Source organism: Pseudomonas sp. TH39(2020) (genome assembly GCF_016650715.1).
Classification (GTDB): Bacteria; Pseudomonadota; Gammaproteobacteria; order Pseudomonadales; family Pseudomonadaceae; genus Aquipseudomonas; species Aquipseudomonas mandelii_C.
On sequence record NZ_JAEKFF010000006.1, the window covers coordinates 1,087,613 to 1,110,162 of the forward strand.

The 22,550-nt window shown below is 59.2% G+C and carries 24 protein-coding genes; 11 read left to right on the forward strand and 13 right to left on the reverse strand.

Annotation, left to right across the window (positions count from 1 at the left end):
* The first annotated feature begins 49 nt into the window (after positions 1–49).
* Positions 50–2,149 (forward strand): phosphate acetyltransferase, encoded by a 2,100-nt coding sequence (pta, locus tag JFU47_RS12995; RefSeq protein WP_008150719.1) that lies wholly within the window; start codon positions 50–52, stop codon positions 2,147–2,149.
* Positions 2,150–3,055, forward strand: coding sequence for an acyltransferase (locus JFU47_RS13000; protein ID WP_201183415.1), 906 nt, complete (start codon positions 2,150–2,152; stop codon positions 3,053–3,055).
* A gap of 165 nt (positions 3,056–3,220) precedes the next feature.
* Here JFU47_RS13000 and cysN read toward each other — a convergent pair whose 3' ends face one another.
* The 3 genes from cysN to JFU47_RS13015 all read right to left on the reverse strand — a co-directional run bounded on the left by cysN (position 3,221) and on the right by JFU47_RS13015 (position 7,055).
* Positions 3,221–5,119, reverse strand: coding sequence for a sulfate adenylyltransferase subunit CysN (cysN, locus tag JFU47_RS13005; RefSeq protein WP_201183417.1), 1,899 nt, complete (start codon positions 5,117–5,119; stop codon positions 3,221–3,223).
* Positions 5,120–5,128: 9 nt separating this feature from the next.
* Positions 5,129–6,046: a sulfate adenylyltransferase subunit CysD gene (cysD, locus tag JFU47_RS13010; protein ID WP_030128620.1), complete on the reverse strand. Its 918-nt coding sequence runs from the start codon at positions 6,044–6,046 to the stop codon at positions 5,129–5,131.
* Positions 6,047–6,296: 250 nt separating this feature from the next.
* Positions 6,297–7,055, reverse strand: coding sequence for a Nif3-like dinuclear metal center hexameric protein (locus JFU47_RS13015; RefSeq protein WP_201183419.1), 759 nt, complete (start codon positions 7,053–7,055; stop codon positions 6,297–6,299).
* Positions 7,056–7,157: 102 nt separating this feature from the next.
* Here JFU47_RS13015 and algW point away from each other — a divergent pair, with 102 nt between their 5' ends.
* A complete protein-coding gene (gene algW, locus JFU47_RS13020) occupies positions 7,158–8,318 on the forward strand; it encodes a Do family serine endopeptidase AlgW (RefSeq protein ID WP_123365282.1) in 1,161 nt (386 codons plus the stop codon).
* 121 nt (positions 8,319–8,439) lie between these two features.
* Here the strand turns inward: algW and hisC are convergent, their stop codons facing one another.
* The 10 genes from hisC to JFU47_RS13070 all read right to left on the reverse strand — a co-directional run bounded on the left by hisC (position 8,440) and on the right by JFU47_RS13070 (position 16,396).
* Positions 8,440–9,492, reverse strand: a complete 1,053-nt coding sequence (gene hisC, locus JFU47_RS13025) for a histidinol-phosphate transaminase (protein ID WP_140681536.1) — start codon at positions 9,490–9,492, stop codon at positions 8,440–8,442.
* A 2-nt stretch (positions 9,493–9,494) separates the two neighbouring features.
* The gene (gene hisD, locus JFU47_RS13030) at positions 9,495–10,820 is read right to left on the reverse strand and encodes a histidinol dehydrogenase (protein WP_140681538.1); all 1,326 of its coding nucleotides are present in this window, start codon (positions 10,818–10,820) and stop codon (positions 9,495–9,497) included.
* A gap of 127 nt (positions 10,821–10,947) precedes the next feature.
* Positions 10,948–11,583: an ATP phosphoribosyltransferase gene (hisG, locus tag JFU47_RS13035; protein ID WP_007901570.1), complete on the reverse strand. Its 636-nt coding sequence runs from the start codon at positions 11,581–11,583 to the stop codon at positions 10,948–10,950.
* A gap of 128 nt (positions 11,584–11,711) precedes the next feature.
* On the reverse strand, positions 11,712–12,977 hold the full coding sequence (murA, locus tag JFU47_RS13040) for a UDP-N-acetylglucosamine 1-carboxyvinyltransferase (RefSeq protein WP_111450400.1): 1,266 nt from the start codon (positions 12,975–12,977) through the stop codon (positions 11,712–11,714).
* A gap of 22 nt (positions 12,978–12,999) precedes the next feature.
* Positions 13,000–13,239 carry a BolA family protein gene (locus JFU47_RS13045; RefSeq protein ID WP_007912386.1) on the reverse strand — a complete coding sequence of 80 codons (240 nt, stop codon included), beginning with the start codon at positions 13,237–13,239 and terminating at the stop codon, positions 13,000–13,002.
* Positions 13,240–13,352: 113 nt separating this feature from the next.
* Positions 13,353–13,658, reverse strand: a complete 306-nt coding sequence (locus JFU47_RS13050) for an STAS domain-containing protein (protein ID WP_076028637.1) — start codon at positions 13,656–13,658, stop codon at positions 13,353–13,355.
* Entirely contained in the window at positions 13,655–14,311 is a 657-nt protein-coding gene (locus JFU47_RS13055; protein ID WP_140893828.1) for an MlaC/ttg2D family ABC transporter substrate-binding protein, read from the reverse strand. The genes JFU47_RS13050 and JFU47_RS13055 overlap by 4 nt, the downstream gene beginning before the upstream one ends.
* 11 nt (positions 14,312–14,322) lie before the next feature.
* Complete coding sequence (gene mlaD, locus JFU47_RS13060) at positions 14,323–14,790, reverse strand: outer membrane lipid asymmetry maintenance protein MlaD (protein WP_123365278.1); 468 nt, start codon at positions 14,788–14,790, stop codon at positions 14,323–14,325.
* A complete protein-coding gene (gene mlaE, locus JFU47_RS13065; RefSeq protein WP_140681544.1) occupies positions 14,790–15,587 on the reverse strand; it encodes a lipid asymmetry maintenance ABC transporter permease subunit MlaE in 798 nt (265 codons plus the stop codon). Before mlaE ends, mlaD begins: the two co-directional genes overlap by 1 nt.
* A complete protein-coding gene (locus JFU47_RS13070) occupies positions 15,587–16,396 on the reverse strand; it encodes an ATP-binding cassette domain-containing protein (protein ID WP_008150748.1) in 810 nt (269 codons plus the stop codon). The genes mlaE and JFU47_RS13070 overlap by 1 nt, the downstream gene beginning before the upstream one ends.
* Before the next feature lie 276 nt (positions 16,397–16,672).
* Here JFU47_RS13070 and JFU47_RS13075 point away from each other — a divergent pair, with 276 nt between their 5' ends.
* From JFU47_RS13075 to ptsN, 8 genes are all read left to right on the forward strand, one after another.
* Complete coding sequence (locus JFU47_RS13075; RefSeq protein WP_008150750.1) at positions 16,673–17,647, forward strand: KpsF/GutQ family sugar-phosphate isomerase; 975 nt, start codon at positions 16,673–16,675, stop codon at positions 17,645–17,647.
* The gene (locus JFU47_RS13080; protein ID WP_123365276.1) at positions 17,647–18,171 is read left to right on the forward strand and encodes a KdsC family phosphatase; all 525 of its coding nucleotides are present in this window, start codon (positions 17,647–17,649) and stop codon (positions 18,169–18,171) included. The genes JFU47_RS13075 and JFU47_RS13080 overlap by 1 nt, the downstream gene beginning before the upstream one ends.
* 7 nt (positions 18,172–18,178) lie before the next feature.
* The gene (gene lptC, locus JFU47_RS13085) at positions 18,179–18,751 is read left to right on the forward strand and encodes an LPS export ABC transporter periplasmic protein LptC (RefSeq protein WP_140681550.1); all 573 of its coding nucleotides are present in this window, start codon (positions 18,179–18,181) and stop codon (positions 18,749–18,751) included.
* On the forward strand, positions 18,738–19,286 hold the full coding sequence (gene lptA / locus JFU47_RS13090) for a lipopolysaccharide transport periplasmic protein LptA (protein WP_140681552.1): 549 nt from the start codon (positions 18,738–18,740) through the stop codon (positions 19,284–19,286). Before lptC ends, lptA begins: the two co-directional genes overlap by 14 nt.
* Positions 19,286–20,011 (forward strand): LPS export ABC transporter ATP-binding protein, encoded by a 726-nt coding sequence (gene lptB / locus JFU47_RS13095; RefSeq protein WP_027924532.1) that lies wholly within the window; start codon positions 19,286–19,288, stop codon positions 20,009–20,011. Before lptA ends, lptB begins: the two co-directional genes overlap by 1 nt.
* A 184-nt stretch (positions 20,012–20,195) precedes the next feature.
* On the forward strand, positions 20,196–21,689 hold the full coding sequence (locus tag JFU47_RS13100) for an RNA polymerase factor sigma-54 (protein ID WP_033053633.1): 1,494 nt from the start codon (positions 20,196–20,198) through the stop codon (positions 21,687–21,689).
* A 74-nt stretch (positions 21,690–21,763) separates the two neighbouring features.
* A complete protein-coding gene (gene hpf / locus JFU47_RS13105; RefSeq protein ID WP_007941242.1) occupies positions 21,764–22,072 on the forward strand; it encodes a ribosome hibernation-promoting factor, HPF/YfiA family in 309 nt (102 codons plus the stop codon).
* Between the two features lie 12 nt (positions 22,073–22,084).
* On the forward strand, positions 22,085–22,549 hold the full coding sequence (ptsN, locus tag JFU47_RS13110) for a PTS IIA-like nitrogen regulatory protein PtsN (RefSeq protein WP_056742951.1): 465 nt from the start codon (positions 22,085–22,087) through the stop codon (positions 22,547–22,549).
* The last annotated feature ends 1 nt before the right edge of the window (position 22,550 follow it).

The following is a 22,550-nucleotide window of genomic DNA, read 5'->3' on the forward strand; positions in this document are numbered from 1 at the left end:
CGGCCAGACATAGGTCGTCACCATTGCCATGCACCTCCAGAGAATCCGCATGCAAACTTTTTTTATCGCGCCCACCGATTTTGGTGTGGGTCTGACCTCCATCAGCCTTGGGCTGGTGCGTACCCTTGAGCGGGCCGGCCTCAAGGTCGGCTTCTTCAAACCGATTGCCCAGCCGCACCCGGGTGACACCGGGCCTGAACGGTCCACTGAACTGGTCGCGCGCACACACGGTTTGAAACCGCCTCAGCCGCTTGGTCTGGCGCACGTCGAGCGCATGCTCGGCGACGGTCAGCTGGACGAGTTGCTCGAAGAAATCATCACCCTCTATCAGCAGGCGGCTGTCGGCAAGGATGTGCTGATCGTCGAAGGCATGGTCCCGACCCGCAGCGCCAGTTACGCCGCACGGGTCAATCTGCATTTGGCGAAAAGCCTCGACGCCGAAGTGATCCTGGTCTCGGCGCCGGAAAACGAAGTGCTGACCGAACTGTCCGGCCGAGTGGAATTGCAGGCGCAATTGTTCGGCGGCCCCAAAGACCCGAAAGTCCTCGGCGTGATCCTCAACAAGGTCAAAACCGACGAGAGCATGGAGGCCTTCGCCTCGCGCTTGAAAGAGCATTCGCCCTTGCTGCGCAGTGGCGATTTCCGTCTGCTGGGTTGCATCCCTTTCCAGCCGGAATTGAACGCCCCGCGCACCCGCGACGTCGCCGATCTGATGGGCGCGCAAATTCTCAATGCCGGTGATTACGAGACCCGGCGCATGACCAACATCATCATCTGCGCCCGCACCGTGCGTAACACCGTGGAGCTGCTCAAGCCCGGCGTGCTGGTGGTGACGCCCGGCGATCGCGACGACATCATCCTCGCCGTCAGCCTCGCGGCCATGAATGGCGTGCCGCTGGCCGGTCTGTTGCTGACCAGCGACACCCTGCCCGACCCGCGCATCATGGACCTGTGCCGTGGCGCCTTGCAGGCGGGCCTGCCGGTGTTGTCGGTGAGCACCGGTTCCTACGACACCGCTAACCAGTTGAACGGTTTGAACAAGGAAATCCCGATCGACGACCGCGAGCGCGCGGAAATCATCACCGATTTCGTTGCCAGCCACCTCGACGCCAAGTGGCTGCACCAACGCTGCGGCACGCCACGGGAAATGCGCCTGTCGCCCGCCGTGTTCCGTTATCAATTGATCCAGCGTGCCCAGGCTGCCAACAAACGCATCGTCCTGCCCGAAGGCAGCGAGCCGCTGACCGTGCAAGCCGCAGCGATCTGTCAGGCCCGCGGCATTGCCCGTTGCGTGCTGCTGGCGAAACCGGCGGACGTCGAAGCTGTCGCTCGCGCCCAAGGCATCGAACTTCCTCCGGGACTGGAAATTCTTGACCCGGACCTGATTCGCGAGCGTTACGTCGAGCCAATGGTCGCCCTGCGCAAAACCAAAAGCCTCAACGCGCCGATGGCCGAGCAGCAACTGGAAGACACCGTGGTGATCGGCACCATGATGCTTGCGCTGGATGAGGTCGACGGATTGGTGTCCGGGGTCATTCACTCCACCGCCAACACCATCCGCCCGGCCTTGCAACTGATCAAGACCGCGCCAGGCTGCACGCTGGTGTCGTCAGTGTTCTTCATGCTCTTCCCCGAGGAAGTGCTGGTCTACGGCGACTGCGTGATGAACCCGCACCCGAGCGCCAGCGAACTGGCCGAGATCGCCCTGCAAAGCGCCGACTCGGCAGCCGCCTTCGGCATCACCCCGCGCGTGGCGATGATCAGCTACTCCAGCGGTGAATCGGCCAGCGGCGAAGAAGTCGAGAAGGTGCGCGAAGCGACGTTGCTCGCCCATGAACAACAGAACTCGCTGCTGATCGACGGCCCATTGCAATACGACGCCGCCGCCAACGAAACCGTTGCCCGGCAACTGGCGCCGAACAGCCAGGTCGCCGGTCGCGCCACAGTGTTCGTGTTCCCCGACCTGAACACCGGCAACACCACCCACAAAGCCGTGCAGCGCAGCGCCGACTGCGTCAGCCTCGGGCCGATGCTGCAAGGCCTGCGCAAACCAGTGAACGACCTGCCGCGCGGCGCGCAAGTCGACGACATCGTCTACACCATCGCGTTGACCGCGATTCAAGCTGCCAACCGACCTTTGGATCTTTAAATGCTGGATTCCCTACCTGCACCGCTGCGAGGCGTCATTGCCTCGCTGCTGTTGGCGCTGAACACGATTGCCTGCTGCACACCGCTGTTCATCGTAGCGATTTTCAAACTGCTTTTACCCTTCCCCACCGCCCAACGTTTTACCGATTGGCTGATGAGCCATATCCACGAAGCCTGGATCAGCAACAACAAGGCCTGGATGGACTTGCTCGGACACACGCGCTGGAAACTCAGCGGCCTGGAAGGTCTGGACTATCAGCACTCGTACTTGATCACCAGCAACCACCAGAGCTGGGTCGACATCATGGTGTTGCAATACGTGCTGAACCGGAAGATTCGTCCGCTGAAGTTCTTCCTCAAGCAGGAACTGATCTGGGTGCCGGTGATTGGTCTGGCGTGGTGGGCGCTCGGCTTTCCGTTCATGAAGCGCTACTCCAAGGCCTACCTGGAGAAGCACCCGGAGAAGAAAGGCAAAGACCTGGAAACCACCCGCAAGACCTGCGACAAGTTCCGCCATAACCCGGTGGGGATTTTCAACTTCGTCGAAGGCACGCGTTTTACCGAAGGCAAGCATGCCCAGCAGAAATCGCCGTTCAAGTACCTGCTCAAGCCCAAGGCGGGCGGTATTGCATTTGTGCTGGATGCCATGGGTGAGCAGCTGGAAGCCATCGTCAACGTGACCATTCACTACCCGGCCGGGCGTCCCGGTTACTGGGATTTGCTCTGTGGGAACGTGAAGGACGTAGTGGTGCACTTTCAGGAACTGAAGATTCCGCCGCAGTTCATCGGCAAGAACTACGACCAGGACGGCGAGTATCGCTTGCAGTTTCAGGGCTGGATCAATCAGTTGTGGAACGACAAGGATGCGCTGCTTGCGCAGATGCATCGCGAGTATCCAGCGAAGTAATCAGGAGCCTGTACTGGCCCTTTCGCGAGCAGGCTCGCTCCCACAGTGGATCTTCGGCGAACACTGAACTTGTGGGAGCGAGCCTGCTCGCGAAGGCGGTTTCAGGGACACAAAAAAACCCGCCGATGATCACTCATCGGCGGGTTTCTTTTTAACGGCTAATGCTTAGATCGCGCCACGCTTGCGCAGCAGATCCAGCACTTGCTTGACGCTTTCTTCCAGCGACAGCGACTGGGTATCGACCACGAGGTCGGCGTCCAGCGGCACGTCGTACGGGAAGGAATCACCCGGGATGTTATCCCCGGCCGCCGCGTACAGGCCTTGCGGGTCACGCTCGGCACAGACCGTCGGAGAAGCCTGGACGTAGACCGTCAGCAGACGCTCCTTGCCGATCAGTTCCCTGGCCTGCTCACGACCTTCGGCACTCGGCGCAACGAAGGCTGCCAGCGTCAGCAGACCCGCTTCGTTGAACTGACGCGCAACGTGCGCCGCACGACGCCAGTTCTCGGTACGCCCGGCGCGATCCTGTGGCAGACCTTTGTTCAGGTCGTGACGCAGGTTCTGACCATCGAGTACGAACACCGCACGGCCCATGTCGAACAACTTGCGTTCAACTGCGTAAGCCAGGGTGCTTTTGCCGGCGCCCGAAAAACCGCTGAACAGCACGGTGGCCGGTTGCTGGCCGAAACGCTGGGCGCGCTCCTCGGTGGCGACGTGTGCCAGTTTGCCGTGATGCGTGCTGGTGCCATGGCTCAACGGCTGAGCGATGATCATGCCGGCCGCGACGGTGCCATTGGTCAAACGATCGATGACGATGAACGAACCGGTGGTGCGGTTGCTCGCGTAACCGTCCAGCGCGATGGCCGCGTCGAGGCTGATCTTGACCCGACCGATCTCGTTCAGGTTCAACGAACTGGCCGGACCTTCTTCCAGGGTGTTCACGTCAACGCGGTTGACGATGCTGGTGATCGAACCCGGCACGTAACTCGTGGCGCGCTTGATGTCGTATTTCTTGCCGGGCAGCATCGGTTCTTCGGCCATCCACACCAGCATGGCGTCGAAGGCATCAGTCACTTGCGGCTGGTTGTCGGCATGCACCAGCAAGTCGCCGCGGGAGATGTCGATCTCGTCTTCCATGGTCAGCGTCACCGCTTGACCAGGACCGGCGTGCTCCAGCTCACCTTCGAAGGTGACAATGGACTTCACGCGACTGCTCTTGCCCGACGGCAGCACAACGACTTCGTCGCCCTTGTGCACGACACCGCTGGCCAGGGTGCCGGCGAAACCACGGAAGTTCAGGTTCGGACGGTTGACGTACTGCACCGGGAAACGCAGGTCGGTGTAGTTGCGGTCGCTGGCGATTTCGACGGTTTCAAGAATTTCCATCAGCGACTGGCCGGTGTACCACGGCGAGCGCTCGGATTTGTTCACCACGTTGTCGCCCTTCAGTGCCGACATCGGTACGAAGGCCATGGTGGTCGGCTTGAACGCGATGCCTTCGGCGAACTTCAGGTAATCGGCCTTGATCGACTCGAAGACTGTTTCGTCGAAACCGTTGAGGTCCATCTTGTTGATGGCGACAACGATGTGTTTGATGCCGAGCAACGAGGCAATGAAGCTGTGGCGACGGGTCTGGGTCTGCACGCCGTAACGGGCGTCGACCAGGATGATCGCCAGGTCACAGGTGGATGCACCGGTGGCCATGTTGCGGGTGTACTGCTCATGGCCAGGGGTGTCGGCGATGATGAATTTGCGTTTGGCGGTGGAGAAATAACGGTAAGCGACATCGATGGTGATGCCCTGCTCACGCTCGGCCTGCAGGCCGTCGACCAGCAATGCCAGGTCGATGTCATCGCCAGTGGTGCCGACTTTTTTCGAGTCGCGGGTAATGGCTTCCAGGTGATCTTCGTAGATCATTTTGGAGTCGTGCAGCAGGCGCCCGATCAGGGTGCTCTTGCCGTCGTCGACGTTGCCACAGGTTAGAAAGCGCAGCATTTCCTTGCGTTCGTGCTGGCCCAGATAGGCGAGGATGTCCTCGCTGATCAAATCAGATGCGTGCGACATGACAACCCCTTAGAAATAACCCTGACGTTTCTTTTCTTCCATCGAACCTGCGCCATCGTGATCAATGACCCGGCCCTGGCGTTCGGAAGTTCGCGTCAGGAGCATTTCCTGAATGATGTCGGTCAGGCTGGTGGCCTCGGACTCGACCGCACCGGTCAGCGGGTAGTCGCCGAGCGTACGGAAGCGGACCTTCTTCTTGACGATGCGCGCCTTGTCTTCATCGCTCAGGTGATTGAGCAGGCGTTCGTCGTCGATCATGATCCAGGTGCCATTCATCTCGATAACGTCGCGCTCGGCGGCGAAATACAGCGGCACAATCGGGATGCCTTCGAGGTAGATGTACTGCCAGATGTCCAGTTCGGTCCAGTTCGACAACGGGAAAACACGGATCGATTCACCCTTGTTGACCTTGCCGTTGTAGACATTCCACAACTCGGGACGCTGGTTTTTCGGGTCCCAGCGGTGCTTGGTATCGCGGAAGGAATACACGCGCTCTTTGGCACGGGACTTCTCTTCGTCGCGACGGGCACCACCGAAAGCAGCGTCGAAACCGTACTTGTCGAGGGCCTGCTTGAGGCCTTCGGTTTTCATGATATCGGTGTGCTTGGCGCTGCCGTGGGTGAGCGGGTTGATACCCTGCGCAACACCCTCGGGATTCACGTGCACCAGCAGGTCCAGGCCGAGCTCTTCGACCATGCGGTCGCGGAACGCGTACATTTCCTTGAACTTCCACCGGGTGTCGACGTGCATCACCGGGAACGGCAATTTGCCCGGGAAGAATGCCTTGCGCGCAAGGTGCAGCATCACGGCGGAGTCTTTACCGACGGAGTACAGCATCACCGGGTTATCGAACTCGGCGGCGACCTCGCGGATGATGTGGATGCTTTCGGCCTCCAGCTGTTTCAGATGCGTCAGTTTGTCGACCATGGCTACTCACGAAAACGATCTTATGGACGGCCAGCGGGCCGTGTTCGAGCGGGGAATCCTAGCACAGCGACCTCTTCTAATCAGGACGTCGACTAGATCGAAAGGGTATATGAATATACCTGCCTGTTCGGGTGTACTGGGTCCTGTGGGAGTGAGCCTGCTCGCGATAGCGGTGTGTCAGTCACATCAATGTCGAATGTGACGCAGCCATCGCGAGCAGGCTCGCTCCCACAGTGGATAGGGGGGTGATTCAGATGGGATTCGGGCAATCGATGAAGATGTGCTCGAGGGCAAAGCGCCGGGCAAGATAGTCGCCCAACGCCTGCACGCCGTAGCGCTCGGTGGCGTGATGGCCGGCGGCGATGAAGCTGATGTCGTTTTCCCGGGCGCTGTGGAAGGTCTGCTCGGACGCCTCACCGCTGAGGTACAAGTCGACGCCCGCCAGCACGGCCTGATCGATGTACCCCTGACCACCACCGGTGCACCAGCCAACGCGGCGAATCATCTCGCTGCCTTCGATCAGCAACGGCTCGCGGCCCATGACTTCTTGTACGCGACGGGCAAAATCGCGGGCCGTCACCGGCTCGTTCAATGAACCGACCAGGCCGATAACTTTGAGATTGCCCGGATCCAATGGGCCTTCCACTGTGATATCGAGCTGACGTGCCAGCTGAACGTTATTGCCGACATCCGGGTGCAGATCCAGCGGCAGATGGTAGGACAACAGGCTGATATCGTGCTTGAGCAGGGTTTTCAACCTACGCTGCTTCATGCCGGTGATGCACGGGTTCTCGCCTTTCCAGAAATAGCCGTGATGCACCAGTATCAGATCGGCACTGGCTTCCACTGCGGCGTCGAGCAACGCCTGGCTGGCGGTGACGCCACTGACGATGCGCATGACCTGCGGCCGGCCTTCGACCTGCAACCCGTTGGGGCAGTAATCGGCAATCTTTGCACTGTTAAGGTAACGGTCGGCTTCTTCGACCAGGGTGCTCAAGGCGACGGCCATAAAAGACTCCTAAATATCCCGTTCAGAGGCACGCTTCGCCTCGTATAATGCGCGACATTATGGGCGGTCTCATACCGCCTGCAACCTCTCAGGACGTGCTTAATGCTCAAGGCGCTGCGTTTTTCCGGCTGGCCGCTGTTGGCCGGCGTGCTTATTGCCCTGTTAATCATCCAGCGTTACCCGCAGTGGGTCGGGCTCCCAAGCCTTGACGTCAACATGCAACAAGCCCCGCAATCCACCACCATGCAACAGGGTCCGGTGTCCTATGCCGACGCGGTGACCACGGCCGCACCGTCGGTGGTCAACCTGTACACCACCAAAGTCATCAACAAACCGAACCATCCGCTGTTCGAGGACCCGCAGTTCCGCCGCTTCTTCGGCGACAACTCGCCCAAACAAAAGCGCATGGAATCGAGCCTCGGCTCCGGCGTGATCATGAGCCCGGAAGGTTACCTGCTGACCAACAACCACGTGACCAGCGGTGCCGACCAGATCGTGGTGGCGCTCAAGGACGGTCGTGAAACCCTGGCCCGAGTGATTGGCAGCGACCCGGAAACCGACCTCGCGGTCCTGAAGATCGACTTGAAGAATCTTCCATCGATCACTGTCGGGCGCTCCGACAACATCCGCATCGGCGACGTGGCCCTGGCCATCGGCAACCCGTTCGGCGTCGGCCAGACCGTGACCATGGGCATCATCAGCGCCACCGGGCGCAATCAGCTGGGCCTGAACAACTACGAAGACTTCATCCAGACCGATGCTGCGATCAACCCCGGCAACTCCGGCGGTGCGCTGGTGGATGCAAACGGCAACCTGACCGGCATCAACACGGCGATCTTCTCCAAGTCCGGCGGCTCGCAGGGCATCGGTTTCGCAATCCCGGTGAAACTGGCCATGGAAGTGATGAAGTCAATTATCGAACACGGCCAGGTGATTCGCGGCTGGCTCGGTATCGAAGTGCAGCCGTTGAGCCAGGAACTGGCGGAATCGTTTGGCCTGTCGGGGCGCCCGGGCATTGTGGTCGCGGGGATTTTCCGTGACGGTCCGGCGCAGAAGGCCGGCCTGCAACTGGGTGACGTGATCCTCAGCATCGACGGCGAACCGGCCGGCGATGGTCGTCGTTCGATGAACCAGGTCGCGCGGATCAAACCGACCGACAAGGTCACGATCCAGGTGATGCGCAACGGCAAAGAGCTCAAGCTCACCGCCGAGATCGGTTTGCGGCCACCGCCTGCGCCGGTCAAAGAGAAAGAAGAAGAGTAAGCAGCCAACACAAAACCCTGTGGGAGCGAGCCTGCTCGCGAAAGCGGTTTCCCTGACATATTCATGTTGAATGTGTCGACGCTTTCGCGAGCAGGCTCGCTCCCACAGGATCAGTGTTGCTTTAGAGGTCGCCCAGGCCGTCGATCAACGCCTGATTCTGCTCCGGCGTGCCAATCGAAATCCGCAGGAACTGGGCAATCCGTTCCTGCTTGAAGTGCCGAACGATCACGCCTTGCTCACGCAACTTCGCCGCCAGCCCTGCCGCATCGTGTTTCGGATGACGGGCGAAGATGAAGTTCGCCGCCGACGGCAGGACTTCAAAGCCCTTCGCTTCCAGCTGCCCGATCACCTTGTTGCGACTCTCGATCACCCATCGGCATGTCTTGTCGAAGTGCTCACGATCCTCGAACGCCGCCGCAGCTCCCACAATCGCCAGACGATCCAGCGGATAGGAGTTGAAGCTGTTCTTGATCCGCTCCAGCGCCTCGATCAAGTCCGGATGCCCCACCGCCAGCCCCACACGCAGGCCGGCCAGCGAACGGGACTTGGACAGGGTCTGGGTCACCAGCAGGTTCGGATAACGATCCACCAGACTGATCGCCGTCTCACCGCCAAAGTCGATGTAAGCCTCATCTACCACGACCACCGAGTCCGGGCTGGCCTTGAGGATTTGCTCCACGGCGTCCAGCGCCAACAGGCAACCGGTCGGTGCGTTCGGGTTAGGGAAGATGATCCCGCCGTTCGGCTTGGCGTAGTCCGCCGGGTTGATCTGGAACTGCTCGTCCAGCGGCACCGCGTCGAAGGCGATGCCGTACAACCCGCAGTAAACCGGATAGAAGCTGTAGCTGATGTCCGGGAACAGCAGCGGCTGATCGTGTTGCAGCAAACCGTGAAAGATGTGCGCCAGGACTTCATCGGAACCGTTGCCGAGAAACACCTGATTGCTCTGCACGCCGTAGTACTTGGCGACCGCTTGCTTGAGCACATCACTGTTCGGGTCCGGGTACAGACGCAAATTGTCATTCAGTTCGGTCTGCATCGCCGCCAAGGCTTTTGGCGATGGTCCGTACGGGTTTTCGTTGGTGTTGAGCTTCACCAGTTTCGCCAGTTTCGGCTGCTCGCCCGGTACATAAGGCACCAGATTCTTGACGAACGGGCTCCAGAATTTACTCATCTTCAGTTCCCCTGCTTGTCGTCGACGATGCGGTATTCAGCGCTGCGGGCGTGGGCGGTCAGCGACTCGCCACGGGCCAGCACGGAAGCGGTCTTGCCCAGTTCCGACGCCCCCTGCTCGGAGCAGAAGATGATCGACGAACGCTTCTGAAAGTCGTACACACCCAGCGGCGAGGAGAAACGCGCGGTGCCGGAGGTTGGCAACACGTGGTTGGGACCTGCGCAGTAGTCGCCCAAGGCTTCGCAGGTGTGACGGCCCATGAAGATCGCGCCAGCGTGGCGAATCTTCGGCAGCCAGGCCTGCGGATCAGCAACGGACAACTCAAGGTGTTCCGGTGCGATGCGGTTGGCCACTTCGATGGCTTGGTCCATGTCGCGGACCTTGATCAGCGCACCACGGCCATTGATCGATGTTTCGATGATCTCGGCGCGTTCCATGGTCGGCAGCAGTTTGGCAATACTGGCGGCGACCTTGTCGAGGAACTCGGCGTCCGGGCTGACCAGAATCGCCTGGGCGTCTTCGTCGTGCTCGGCTTGGGAGAACAGGTCCATGGCGATCCAGTCCGGATCGGTCTGGCCGTCGCAGACCACCAGGATCTCGGAGGGGCCGGCGATCATGTCGATACCGACCTGGCCGAATACGTGGCGCTTGGCGGTGGCGACATAGATGTTGCCCGGGCCGACCACCTTGTCGACCTTCGGTACGCTTTCGGTACCGTAAGCCAGTGCGGCGACCGCTTGAGCGCCACCGATGGTGAACACGCGGTCGACGCCGGCGATGCAGGCTGCGGCCAGCACCAGTTCGTTGATTTCACCGCGAGGTGTCGGCACCACCATGACCACTTCGGTCACACCGGCCACCTTGGCCGGAATCGCGTTCATCAGTACCGAGGACGGATAAGACGCCTTGCCGCCCGGTACATACAGGCCGGCGCGATCCAGCGGCGTGACCTTTTGGCCCAGCACCGTGCCGTCGGCTTCGGTGTAGCTCCAGGAATCCTGTTTCTGTTTTTCGTGGTAGCTGCGTACTCGGGACGCGGCTTTTTCCAGCGCTTCACGCTGAGGCACGGTGATTCGGGTCAGGGCCAGTTCCAGGCGCTCACGTGGCAGGATCAGGTCCGCCATGGACGCGACCTGCAGGCCGTCGAACTTCTGGGTGAATTCCACCAGCGCCGCATCGCCACGCTCGCGCACGGCCTTGATGATATCCAGCACCCGCTGATTGACCGAGTCGTCAGACACGCTTTCCCAGCTCAGCAGATGATCCAGATGATGTGCGAAATCCGGGTCAGCAGCGTTGAGTCGGCGAATTGCAGTCGGTGCGGTCATAGCGAGAGCCTCATAGGATTGGCAATAAACTCAGGCGCCCTAACTTAGCAGTCGTTTCCGCTTGGGCACCTGAGAATTCTGGCTATGAGGCGGATAGACGGGCGCGACTCAAGGTCGCGCAGGTGAATCAGCCGCGGTGTCGAGACTCCACTGCCTTGCGCAGGGTGTCGATCAACGCCTGGATACGGGCGTGCTGCATTTTCATCGAAGCTTTGTTCACGATCAGCCGGGAGCTGATGTCGGCAATGAAATCCTGGGGTTCCAGACCATTGGCGCGCAGGGTGTTGCCAGTGTCGACCACGTCGATGATCTTGTCTGCCAGACCGATCAGCGGCGCCAGTTCCATCGAGCCATAGAGCTTGATGATGTCGACCTGACGGCCCTGTTCGGCGTAGTAGCGCTTGGCAACGTTGACGAATTTGGTCGCCACACGCAGGCGGCCCTTGGGCTCGACATCGCCGACACGGCCGGCGGTCATCAGCTTGCAGAGGGCAATTCGCAGGTCCAACGGCTCGTACAAACCCTGGCCGCCATATTCCATCAGCACATCTTTACCGGCGACGCCCAGGTCAGCGGCACCATGTTCGACGTAAGTCGGCACATCGGTGGCGCGCACGATCAGCAGACGTACATCGGCCTGAGTCGTGGGGATGATCAGCTTGCGGCTCTTGTCCGGATTCTCGGTCGGCACGATGCCCGCTTCAGCCAGAAGCGGCAGGGTGTCGTCAAGGATGCGGCCCTTGGACAGTGCGATGGTCAACATGGGAAACGTCAGTCCTTATCAAGGTACTCATGCCCGGTCGCAAATGGCGCCGGACACACATCGAGCCTGAAACAGGCTCGACTTGAAACGAATTCAACGGGCGCGTCCCTGCGCCCATGCAGCAGAAACTAGCCCGGTACGCGGCGGATCTTGGCGCCGAGCATCTGCAGTTTCTCTTCGATGCACTCGTAACCACGGTCGATGTGGTAGATGCGATCGATTAGGGTGTCGCCTTCGGCGATCAGCGCCGAGATCACCAGGCTGGCCGATGCACGCAGGTCGGTGGCCATGACTGGCGCGCCCTTCAGCGTTTCGGTGCCTGTGACGATGGCGGTGTTGCCTTCAACCTGGATCTTGGCGCCCATGCGGTGCAGTTCGTACACGTGCATGAAGCGGTTTTCGAAGATCGTCTCGATCACCGCGCCGGTGCCTTCGGCAATGGCGTTGAGGGAGATGAACTGCGCTTGCATGTCGGTCGGGAATGCCGGGTACGGAGCGGTGCGCACGTTAACGGCTTTTGGCCGCTTGCCATGCATGTTCAGCTCGATCCAGTCTTCGCCGCAGGTGATTTCGGCACCCGACTCCTTGAGTTTCTCAAGAACGGCTTCGAGGATGGTCGGATCGGTGTCCTTGACCTTCACACGACCGCCGGTCACAGCAGCTGCGACCAGGTAAGTGCCGGTCTCGATACGGTCAGGCATCACTTTGTAAGTGGTAGGGTGCAGACGCTCGACGCCATCGATGGTGATGGTGTCAGTGCCTGCGCCAGTAATCTTGGCGCCCATGGCGATCAGGAAATTCGCCAGGTCGATGACTTCAGGCTCGCGAGCGGCGTTTGCCAGAACGCTGCGGCCCTTGGCCAGAGCGGCCGCCATCATGATGTTTTCGGTACCGGTCACACTGACGGTGTCGAAGAAGAAGTGCGCACCGCGAAGGCCACCTTCAGGCGCCTTGGCCTTGATGTAGCCGCCTTCGACGTCGATGACCGCGCCCATGGCTTCGAGGCCACGAATGTGCAGGTCAACCGGACGCGAACCAATGGCGCAACCGCCGGGCAGTGCAACTTCGGCTTCACCAAAACGCGCAACCATCGGGCCCAGCACCAGGATCGACGCACGCATGGTTTTCACCAGTTCGTACGGAGCGATCAGGGTCTTGATGGTGCGCGGATCGATTTCGACGCTGAGTTTCTCGTCGATCACCGGCTCGATGCCCATACGACCGAACAGCTCGATCATGGTGGTGATGTCGTGCAGGTGTGGCAGGTTGGCCACGGTCACCGGGCCATCGCACAGCAAGGTTGCGGCCAGGATCGGCAGGGCAGAGTTCTTTGCCCCGGAGATGCGGATTTCGCCATCAAGACGAACGCCACCGGTAATTATCAATTTATCCATAAGAATCTCGACGCCCTTGGGCTCAGGTGCGCTCGGCCCAGGCCGCGCTGCTGAAAAATTTCATAGTGACCGCATGGATGCTGCCATCGGTGATCCATGGGTTCAAATGGGCATAGATCTGCTGCTGACGCTTCACCGGGCTCAACGCCGCCAGTTCATCGCTAATCACGTTCAGCTGAAAGTTGCAGCCTTCACCCTCGACTTCTACTAGGGTTCCTGGCAGCTTTCCTTCAAGGAAGCTCTTCACTTCTACGGCCTGCATGCTCAACCTCAATCGGCGCCCTGTGCGCGCGGGTCGGACATCATACAAAAAAGCCCCGCGCCTGCGAACCCCGCGAAGCAGGACTCTGACGGGGGGCTTCTTTATAGATGCGGTTAGGGATGCGCCAACAGCTCGGTCAATTCGCTGACCTGAGCGATTTCGCGCATGTCTTCTGGCATTCCGCGGATGCTCAACGCCTTGCCGGCCGCCTCCGCATCACGCATGAAGCACAGCAGCAGCGACAAGCCGACACTGCTGGACTTCAACACTGCCGAGCAATCAACCACCAGTGCCGCGGCCTTGCTGGATTTGATCAGCGCCTGCCCCTGCTTGCGCAAACCGGGGCCAGTGCGGTAATCCAGCATGCCGCTAAGTGCCAGCTCGCCGGATTCGCTCATGCGAATGGCCGACACACTCATTGAGCTTGCTTCTCAGGAGTTTGCTTCTGGCTGGCTTCCTTGGCTTTGGCAACTTCCCCGGCCCAACCATTGATGGTCTTGTCCAGATCGTTACCATTACGCTGCATCGCATCAGCGAACTGATCACGGAACAGCTTGCCGATGTTAATGCCATTGATGATCACGTTGCGCAGTTTCCACTCGCCATTGATCTTTTCGAGTGTGTAAGACACCGGATAGATCGCGCCGTTGGTGCCTTTGACTGTCATGGCAACGCTTGTACGGTCTCCCGACTCGTCCTTGGCTGGATCGACGACGATCCCCTGATTGTTGTACTCGAGCAAAGCGTTGCCATAGAACTGGAACAGACCCTTTTTGAAGTTTTCTTCAAAGGTCTTCATTTGCGCAGGCGTGGCTTTGCGCGAGTATTTAACCGTCATGATGCTCTTGGAAATGCCCTCGGCATCCACAACAGGTCCGACGATGCTGTCCAGCGCAGCATAAAAGTCTTTCGGATCCTGCTTGTACTTCTCTTTGTTGGCCGACAGATCGGCAAGTAACCGACTGGTGGTGTCCTGCACGATATCGTGCGCCGAGGGCGCTGCCACGGCGTTAGCCATCAACGGCAGGGCCGCGAGTAGTACCAACAGGCCACGTCGCAAGGTAGATATCATTCAAAAGCTCCTCATTTGGCGTCTTTACTAACGGTATTGAGCAGAAATTTACCGATCAGGTCCTCAAGTACCAGCGACGACTGCGTGTCGTGGATGGTTGAACCATCCTTGAGCAAGGCTTCTTCCCCGCCCACGCTGAGACCGATGTACTTCTCGCCCAACAGGCCAGCGGTCAGGATAGATGCAGTGGAGTCAGTCGGCAGGTTATCTACGCGCTTTTCCAGCTGCATGGTCACTCGACCGGTGAAACTGTCGCGATCCAGATCGATCGCCGTGACCTTGCCGATGGTCACACCGGCCATGGTCACTTTAGCTCTGACCGTCAAACCGGCGATATTGTCGAAATACGCATAAAGTTTATAAGTGTCGGTGGTTGCGCTCGGGGACAGGCCACTCACCCGCAACGCCAGCAACAGCAAAGCCAGGATGCCAGCCAGCAAGAAAAGGCCGACACCGATTTCCAGGGTGCGGTTTTGCATCAGAAATCTCCAAACATCAAGGCGGTCAGAATAAAGTCCAGGCCGAGTACAGCCAATGAGGCATACACCACGGTCTTGGTAGTGGCACGACTGATCCCCTCGGAAGTGGGCTCGCAGTCATAGCCTTGGAATACGGCGATCCAGGTCACGACAAAGGCGAAAACGATGCTTTTGATGATGCCGTTGAGCACATCATCAGTGAACGTCACGCTGTTCTGCATATTGGACCAGTAGGAACCTTCATAGACACCCAGCCAGTCGACAGCCACCCATGAACCACCCCAGATACCTACCACGCTGAAGATCATCGCCAGCACCGGCAGGGAAATGAAGCCGGCCCACAGGCGCGGGGCAATGATGTACTTGAGCGGGTCGACACCAATCATTTCCAGACTGGACAACTGCTCGGTGGACTTCATGTTGCCGATTTCGGCAGTCAATGCCGAACCGGCGCGCCCGGCGAACAACAACGCCGTGACCACGGGCCCCAATTCACGCAGCAGCGTCAGCGCAACCATCTGGCCGACCGCCTGCTCCGAACCGTAGCTGGACAGAATGTTAAAGCCCTGCAGCGCCAGCACCATGCCGATGAATACCCCGGAGACCACGATGATCACCAGGGACATTACGCCCACCGAATGCAGTTGCTTGATCAGCAAGCCAAAACCGCCGCCAATGCCGCCACGGCCAAGCAAGGCATGAAACAGAAATATCGCCGAACGGCCGAACACCCCCAGCACGTCGATGCCAGCGTGGCCGAACCGGCGAACCCGTTCTATTAGTGAAATCTTGCGCATCAACGCTGCCCCAGAAGATCTGCGCGGTAATCCGTCGCTGGAAAGTGATAGGCGACCGGACCGTCAGGCTCGCCTGTCATGAATTGACGGATGCGTGGCTCCTGCGAGTTCATCAGCTCCTCGGGAGTGCCCTGCCCCAACACCTGGCCTTCGCCGACGACATAAATGTAATCGGCGATGCTCGCGGTCTCGGCCAGGTCGTGGGAGACCACGATACTGGTGATGCCCAGCGCATCGTTGAGCAGGCGGATCAGGCGCACCAGTACGCCCATGGCGATGGGATCCTGGCCGACAAAGGGCTCGTCATACATGAGGATCTGCGGATCCAGGGCAATCGCCCGGGCCAGAGCAACACGACGTTTCATGCCGCCGGACAACTCGTCAGGCATCAGGTCGATGGCGCCACGCAATCCCACGGCCTGCAATTTGAGCAGGACAATGTCCCGGATCATTTCTTCCGGCAGTTCGGTATGAACGCGTAGCGGAAAGGCCACGTTCTCGAACACATCGAGATCGGTGAACAGTGCACCACTCTGAAACAGCACGCCCATATGCTTTCGCGCATCGAACAGATCACTGCGCGACAGTTTTGGCAGGTTCTGTCCATTGACCCAGACTTCGCCTTTGGTGGGCCGCAACTGTGCGCCCATCAGCCGCAACAGCGTAGTCTTGCCACACCCGGAAGGCCCCATGATGCCGGTGACCTTGCCGCGCGGGATACGTATATCGACGTTATTGAAAATGCTGCGCGTTCCGCGCTTGAAGGTCAGTCCCTTCAGCTCGACCGCGTAGGCTTTATCGGCACTCATCTAAACTCCTTGCGATGCAGCCTCTCATTCGGACGCCTGACTTTCTGGCGAAAGCACATACATCCCGGGCAGGCCGAACTGGCGGCGAACTATATCACTGCAAAGGCCAAGCGCCCAAGGCCCAAGCCGGGCCATGTTGAGGAACATGACGAGGTAAAAGCTTCTATTTAGGGGTATTCGGTAACAGGTAATGACAAAGCGCGACGAACTTGCGTGAGGGTTTCGATCATTACCGTTATAATCGCCGCCTTTTCATCAGGCTATACGATTTCTGACATGAGCCAATCCAGCGACCTGATTCAATCAGCACAACGCACCATCCGCCTCGAACTGGAAGCCGTACAAGGCTTGTTGCCCCGTATCGACGCAGATTTCGTACGCGCTTGCGAGATGATTCTGGCCAGCAAAGGGCGCGTGGTCGTGGTCGGCATGGGCAAATCGGGGCACATCGGCAACAAGATCGCCGCCACCCTGGCCAGCACCGGCACCACAGCCTTTTTCGTGCACCCGGCCGAAGCCAGCCACGGCGATATGGGCATGATCACCCGCGACGACATCATCCTGGCGCTGTCGAACTCCGGCTCAACCAATGAAATCGTCACCCTGCTGCCGCTAATCAAGCGCCTGGGCATTCAATTGATCAGCATGACCGGCAACCCTGATTCACCGCTGGCGAAAGCTGCCGAGGTCAACCTCAACGTGCACGTCGAGCACGAAGCCTGCCCACTCAACCTGGCACCGACCTCGTCGACCACTGCCGCGCTGGTCATGGGCGACGCCCTGGCCGTTGCGCTGCTGGAAGCCCGCGGTTTTACCGCTGAAGATTTCGCCTTTTCCCACCCCGGCGGTGCGCTTGGCCGACGCCTGCTGCTGAAAGTGGAAACCGTCATGCACGCCGGTGCAGAACTGCCCCAAGTGCAACGTGGCACGCTACTCAAGGACGCCTTGATGGAAATGACCCGCAAGGGCCTGGGCATGACCGCGATTGTGGAGGCCGATGGCAAACTGGCCGGGATCTTCACCGACGGCGACTTGCGCCGCACCCTTGACCGGACCATCGACATCCACCATACGACCATCGACGAGGTCATGACCGTCCACGGCAAGACCGCCCGGGCCGACATGCTCGCGGCCGAGGCCCTGAAAATCATGGAAGACCATCGAATCAACGCGCTGGTAGTGGTGGACAAGGAGGACCGTCCGATCGGCGCCTTCAACTTGTCCGATCTGCTGCGCGCAGGAGTAATGTGATGAGCACCGACCTGCTGCAACGCGGCAAGAACATCAAACTGGCGGTTTTTGACGTCGATGGCGTACTGACCGACGGACGCCTGTACTTCCTCGAAGACGGCAGCGAATTCAAGACGTTCAACACCCTCGACGGCCAAGGCATCAAGATGTTGATGGCATCCGGTGTGCAGACCGCTATCATCAGCGGCCGCAAGACCCCGGTGGTCGAGCGACGAGCGAAGAACCTCGGTATTCCACACGTGTACCAGGGCCGCGAAGACAAACTGGTGGTGCTCGACGAACTTCTTGCCCAACTCAACCTAAGCTATGAGCAAGTCGCCTATCTCGGCGACGACCTGCCGGACCTGCCGGTGATTCGCCGCGTCGGCCTGGGCATGGCGGTGGCAAACGCTGCCAGTTTCGTCCGTGAACACGCCCACGGCATCACCCAGGCCCGCGGTGGCGAGGGTGCCGCTCGCGAATTCTGCGAATTGATCCTGCGCGCGCAGGGCCGCCTTGATGCGGCAAACGCCGCGTACCTGTGAGCCAACTATGCTGAGCAAAAAGATTCGCAAATTCCTGGTGTTCGGTTGCATCGCAGCGATATTCGCGGCGGTCGGCTACTGGAACATCAGCCCGGAACGCTTCCTCGATCAGCCGGTGGCAAAGATCGATGAAACCGCGATCGACTATTACGCGATCAACGCCCACAGCGTGCAATACCTGCCGGACGGCAAACTGCAATACGAAATGACGTCCGACAAGGTTGAACACCTGAAAGCCACCGAAGTGACGCTGTTGACCAATCCCGACCTGAACATGTTCCGCGGCACCGAGTTTCCGTGGCACGTCCAGAGCGAGCACGGCGAAGTGAATCCCGACGGCACTCAGGTCGAACTGATTGACTCGGTGCGCATCACGCGCTTCGACGAGAAAAACCGCAAGACCCTGATTACCTCCACCCGCATGACAGTGTTCCCGCAGCAGCAATATGCGCAGACCGAGCAACCCGTTAGAATCGACGGCGCTGGTGGTGTGTCGACTGGCAAGGGAATGAAAGCGTATTTGAAAGAAAGCAGGATACACCTGCTATCGAACGTAAGAGGACAGTATGAGGCTCGTTAAAACCCTCCCTATTTTGCTCGGTCTGAGCGCAGCACTGGGAAGCGTGAGCGCCTGGGCACTGCCGACCGATCAATCGCAGCCTATCCGCATTCAGGCCGACGATGCCCAGCTGGACGACAAGAATGGCGTTGCCACCTATAAAGGTGACGTGATCATCACTCAGGGCTCGATGATCGTTAAAGGCAACACCGTGACCATCACCCGCACGCCGACCGGCGACATCGACGTGGTGACTTCGGTGGGCAACCTCGCCTATTTCGAGCAACTGCAAACTGCAGGTGACACCAAACCCGTTCAGGGCTGGGGCGTGACCATCCAGTACCACGCAGCGCAAAACCGCGTCGTGCTGATCGATAAGGCAAAAGTTGTCGACAAGGACAACAACGTCACCCAAGGCGAGAAAATCGTCTACGACACGGTCAAGAAGCTTGCGAGCGCCGGTCGCGCCACGGGCAACAAGGTCACCGAGTCGCGTCCGCGCATCGACATGGTGATCCAGCCGAAGAAGAAAACCGACGAGCAAAAGGCCCAGTAATGGCAACTCTGAAAGCTCAGCATCTGGCCAAGAGCTACAAGAGCCGCCAGGTCGTGCGTGACGTCAGCCTGTCGATCGACAGCGGTCAGATCGTCGGCCTGCTGGGTCCCAACGGCGCCGGCAAGACCACCTGCTTTTACATGATTGTCGGCCTGGTGCAGGCCGATCAGGGCCGCGTACTGATTGACGACCTGGATGTCAGCCACCAGCCTATGCACGGTCGTGCGAAGGCCGGCATCGGCTATCTTCCGCAAGAAGCATCGATCTTCCGCAAACTCTCGGTAGCCGACAACATCATGGCGATCCTCGAGACCCGCAAGGAACTCGACAAGGCCGGTCGTCGCAAAGAGCTGGAAAGCCTGCTGCAGGAATTCCACATCAGCCACATCCGCGACAACCTCGGGATGAGCCTGTCCGGTGGCGAACGCCGCCGTGTGGAAATCGCCCGGGCACTGGCTACCAACCCGAAGTTCATCCTGCTCGACGAACCGTTCGCCGGCGTGGACCCGATTTCGGTGGGCGACATCAAGCAGATCATCTATCACCTCAAGGCCAAGGGCATTGGTGTGCTGATCACTGACCACAACGTCCGTGAAACCCTGGATATCTGCGAAACCGCCTACATCGTCAACGATGGCCAGCTGATCGCCGAAGGTGACTCTGCCACCATCCTGGCCAACGACCTGGTCAAGGAAGTGTATCTGGGCCATGAGTTCCGCCTGTAAGCACTGAGGTGTCTGGCTGGTTGCTCGGGCGCTTGTCTCGATAAAAAATCAACATTTTTTTATTGTTACAGCGCTCTAGGCAAACGCTGCAGTTTCGGGCATATAATTTGCTTATGTTTGGCGCTCCGGCGCCCTGTAGTGGATGGCGCATGTGCGCCGGCGAATAAGGTGTTAAGCCCCTGCCATGAAACCATCGCTAGTCTTGAGAATGGGCCAGCAGCTGACGATGACACCGCAGCTGCAACAGGCCATCCGCCTGCTCCAATTGTCGACCCTGGACCTGCAACAGGAAATCCAGGAGGCCCTGGAGTCCAATCCGATGCTCGAACGCCAGGAAGAAGGCGACGACTTCGATAACGCCGACCCCTTGGCCGACAAAGCCGAACAGCAACCTAACGCCGACATTCAGGAACCCTCCTACCAGGAAACCGCCCCGACGGTTGATAACCTCGAGGAAGGCGACTGGAACGAGCGCATCCCCAACGAACTGCCCGTCGATACCGCGTGGGAAGACGTCTACCAGACCAGCGCCAGCAGCCTGCCGAGCAACGATGACGACGAGTGGGACTTCACCACCCGGACATCGGCCGGCGAAAGCCTGCAAAGCCACCTGCTGTGGCAACTGAACCTGGCCCCTATGTCCGACACCGATCGCCTGATCGCCGTGACCCTGATCGACTGCATCAACAATCAGGGCTACCTGGACGAAACCCTCGAGGAGATTCTCGAAGCCTTCGACCCGGAACTGGACATCGAACTGGACGAAATCGAAGCCGTCCTGCACCGCATCCAGCAATTCGAACCCGCTGGCATCGGCGCCCGCAACCTGGGCGAATGCCTGCTGCTGCAATTGCGCCAGTTGCCCGCCAAGACGCCTTGGCTGGTCGAGGCCAAACGCCTGGTCACCGATTACATCGACCTGCTCGGCAGCCGCGATTACAGCCAGCTGATGCGTCGCATGAAGCTCAAGGAAGATGAACTGCGCCAAGTAATTGAACTGGTGCAGAGCCTCAACCCGCGCCCAGGCTCGCAAATCGAGTCCAGCGAAGCCGAATACGTCGTTCCCGACGTGATCGTACGCAAGGACAACGAGCGCTGGCTGGTGGAGCTGAACCAGGAATCCGTGCCACGACTGCGGGTCAACGCTCAATACGCCGGTTTCGTGCGCCGCGCCGACACCAGCGCCGATAACACCTTCATGCGCAATCAGTTGCAAGAGGCCCGCTGGTTCATCAAGAGCCTGCAAAGCCGCAACGAAACCCTGATGAAAGTAGCCACTCAGATCGTCGAGCATCAGCGCGGCTTTCTTGAATACGGCGACGAAGCCATGAAACCGCTGGTCCTGCATGACATCGCCGAAGCGGTGGGCATGCACGAGTCGACGATTTCACGGGTGACCACGCAGAAATTCATGCATACCCCACGGGGCATATATGAACTGAAATACTTTTTCTCCAGCCACGTCAGCACCTCTGAGGGCGGTGAATGCTCGTCCACGGCGATCCGCGCGATCATCAAAAAACTGGTTGCCGCGGAAAATCAGAAAAAGCCGTTGAGTGACAGCAAGATCGCTGGTTTACTGGAGGCACAAGGCATTCAGGTGGCTCGCCGCACCGTCGCCAAGTACCGCGAATCTCTAGGGATCGCGCCTTCGAGCGAACGCAAGCGGTTGATGTAGAGCCACGCCACAGCGTTCCAGTGGCAGGCATTTCTGCCTGCCGCTTTATGCACTGGCAACGAAGGAGAAGCTGTATGCAAGTCAACATCAGTGGACACCAACTGGAAGTGACCGAACCTCTTCGCACCTACATCGGCGAAAAACTCGAACGATTAGAGAGGCATTTCGACAAGATCACCAACGTGCAGGTCACGATGACGGTCGAAAAGCTCAAGCAGAAAATCGAAGCCACGCTGCATATTCCCGGCAATGAAGTGGTCGCAAACGCGGAGCATACCGATATGTACGCGGCGATCGACGCACTGACCGACAAGCTGGATAAACAACTCAAAAAGCATAAGGAAAAGACCCAAAGCCTCCTCCAGGGCGCGACCGGTCGTTAACACTCCCAACCCATGATCCGACTTGAAAGCATCCTGACCCCCGGCCGTTCCCTCGTGAACGTGCCGGGCGGCAGTAAAAAGAAAGCCCTCGAGCAAATTGCCAACCTTATCCACAAAGAAGTGCCGGATCTGGAGATGCAAGATGTCTTCGAGGCTCTGATTGCCCGTGAAAAACTCGGCTCAACCGGTTTTGGCAACGGCATCGCCATTCCCCACTGCCGCCTGAAGGGCTGCACCTCGCCCATCAGCGCCCTGATGCACCTTGATGCACCCATTGATTTCGACGCCATCGACGGCGCCCCGGTTGACCTGCTGTTCGTTTTGCTGGTCCCGGAAGCCGCTACCGATGCGCACCTGGAGTTACTGCGCCAGATCGCCAGCATGCTCGACCGCAAGGAAGTGCGCGAAAAACTGCGCAGCGCCCCGAGCAATGAAGCCTTGTATCAGGTTGTCCTGGACGAGCAAAACGGTCATTAAC

Coding starts and splice junctions, on each gene's coding strand:
- hisG (WP_007901570.1), bottom strand. CDS start 11,583: ATGTTGACCATCGCACTGTCCAAGGGCCGCATCCTTGACGACACCCTG.
- JFU47_RS13015 (WP_201183419.1), bottom strand. CDS start 7,055: ATGGCCGTCGCCTTGAGCACCCTGGTCGAAGAAGCCGACCGTTACCTT.
- lptA (WP_140681552.1), top strand. CDS start 18,738: ATGAGGCTCGTTAAAACCCTCCCTATTTTGCTCGGTCTGAGCGCAGCA.
- hisC (WP_140681536.1), bottom strand. CDS start 9,492: ATGAGTAAATTCTGGAGCCCGTTCGTCAAGAATCTGGTGCCTTATGTA.
- JFU47_RS13100 (WP_033053633.1), top strand. CDS start 20,196: ATGAAACCATCGCTAGTCTTGAGAATGGGCCAGCAGCTGACGATGACA.
- murA (WP_111450400.1), bottom strand. CDS start 12,977: ATGGATAAATTGATAATTACCGGTGGCGTTCGTCTTGATGGCGAAATC.
- hisD (WP_140681538.1), bottom strand. CDS start 10,820: ATGACCGCACCGACTGCAATTCGCCGACTCAACGCTGCTGACCCGGAT.
- ptsN (WP_056742951.1), top strand. CDS start 22,085: ATGATCCGACTTGAAAGCATCCTGACCCCCGGCCGTTCCCTCGTGAAC.
- JFU47_RS13045 (WP_007912386.1), bottom strand. CDS start 13,239: ATGCAGGCCGTAGAAGTGAAGAGCTTCCTTGAAGGAAAGCTGCCAGGA.
- lptC (WP_140681550.1), top strand. CDS start 18,179: ATGCTGAGCAAAAAGATTCGCAAATTCCTGGTGTTCGGTTGCATCGCA.
- cysD (WP_030128620.1), bottom strand. CDS start 6,046: ATGGTCGACAAACTGACGCATCTGAAACAGCTGGAGGCCGAAAGCATC.
- hpf (WP_007941242.1), top strand. CDS start 21,764: ATGCAAGTCAACATCAGTGGACACCAACTGGAAGTGACCGAACCTCTT.
- JFU47_RS13070 (WP_008150748.1), bottom strand. CDS start 16,396: ATGAGTGCCGATAAAGCCTACGCGGTCGAGCTGAAGGGACTGACCTTC.
- JFU47_RS13075 (WP_008150750.1), top strand. CDS start 16,673: ATGAGCCAATCCAGCGACCTGATTCAATCAGCACAACGCACCATCCGC.
- JFU47_RS13000 (WP_201183415.1), top strand. CDS start 2,150: ATGCTGGATTCCCTACCTGCACCGCTGCGAGGCGTCATTGCCTCGCTG.
- mlaE (WP_140681544.1), bottom strand. CDS start 15,587: ATGCGCAAGATTTCACTAATAGAACGGGTTCGCCGGTTCGGCCACGCT.
- algW (WP_123365282.1), top strand. CDS start 7,158: ATGCTCAAGGCGCTGCGTTTTTCCGGCTGGCCGCTGTTGGCCGGCGTG.
- cysN (WP_201183417.1), bottom strand. CDS start 5,119: ATGTCGCACGCATCTGATTTGATCAGCGAGGACATCCTCGCCTATCTG.
- lptB (WP_027924532.1), top strand. CDS start 19,286: ATGGCAACTCTGAAAGCTCAGCATCTGGCCAAGAGCTACAAGAGCCGC.
- pta (WP_008150719.1), top strand. CDS start 50: ATGCAAACTTTTTTTATCGCGCCCACCGATTTTGGTGTGGGTCTGACC.
- mlaD (WP_123365278.1), bottom strand. CDS start 14,790: ATGCAAAACCGCACCCTGGAAATCGGTGTCGGCCTTTTCTTGCTGGCT.
- JFU47_RS13050 (WP_076028637.1), bottom strand. CDS start 13,658: ATGAGTGTGTCGGCCATTCGCATGAGCGAATCCGGCGAGCTGGCACTT.
- JFU47_RS13080 (WP_123365276.1), top strand. CDS start 17,647: ATGAGCACCGACCTGCTGCAACGCGGCAAGAACATCAAACTGGCGGTT.
- JFU47_RS13055 (WP_140893828.1), bottom strand. CDS start 14,311: ATGATATCTACCTTGCGACGTGGCCTGTTGGTACTACTCGCGGCCCTG.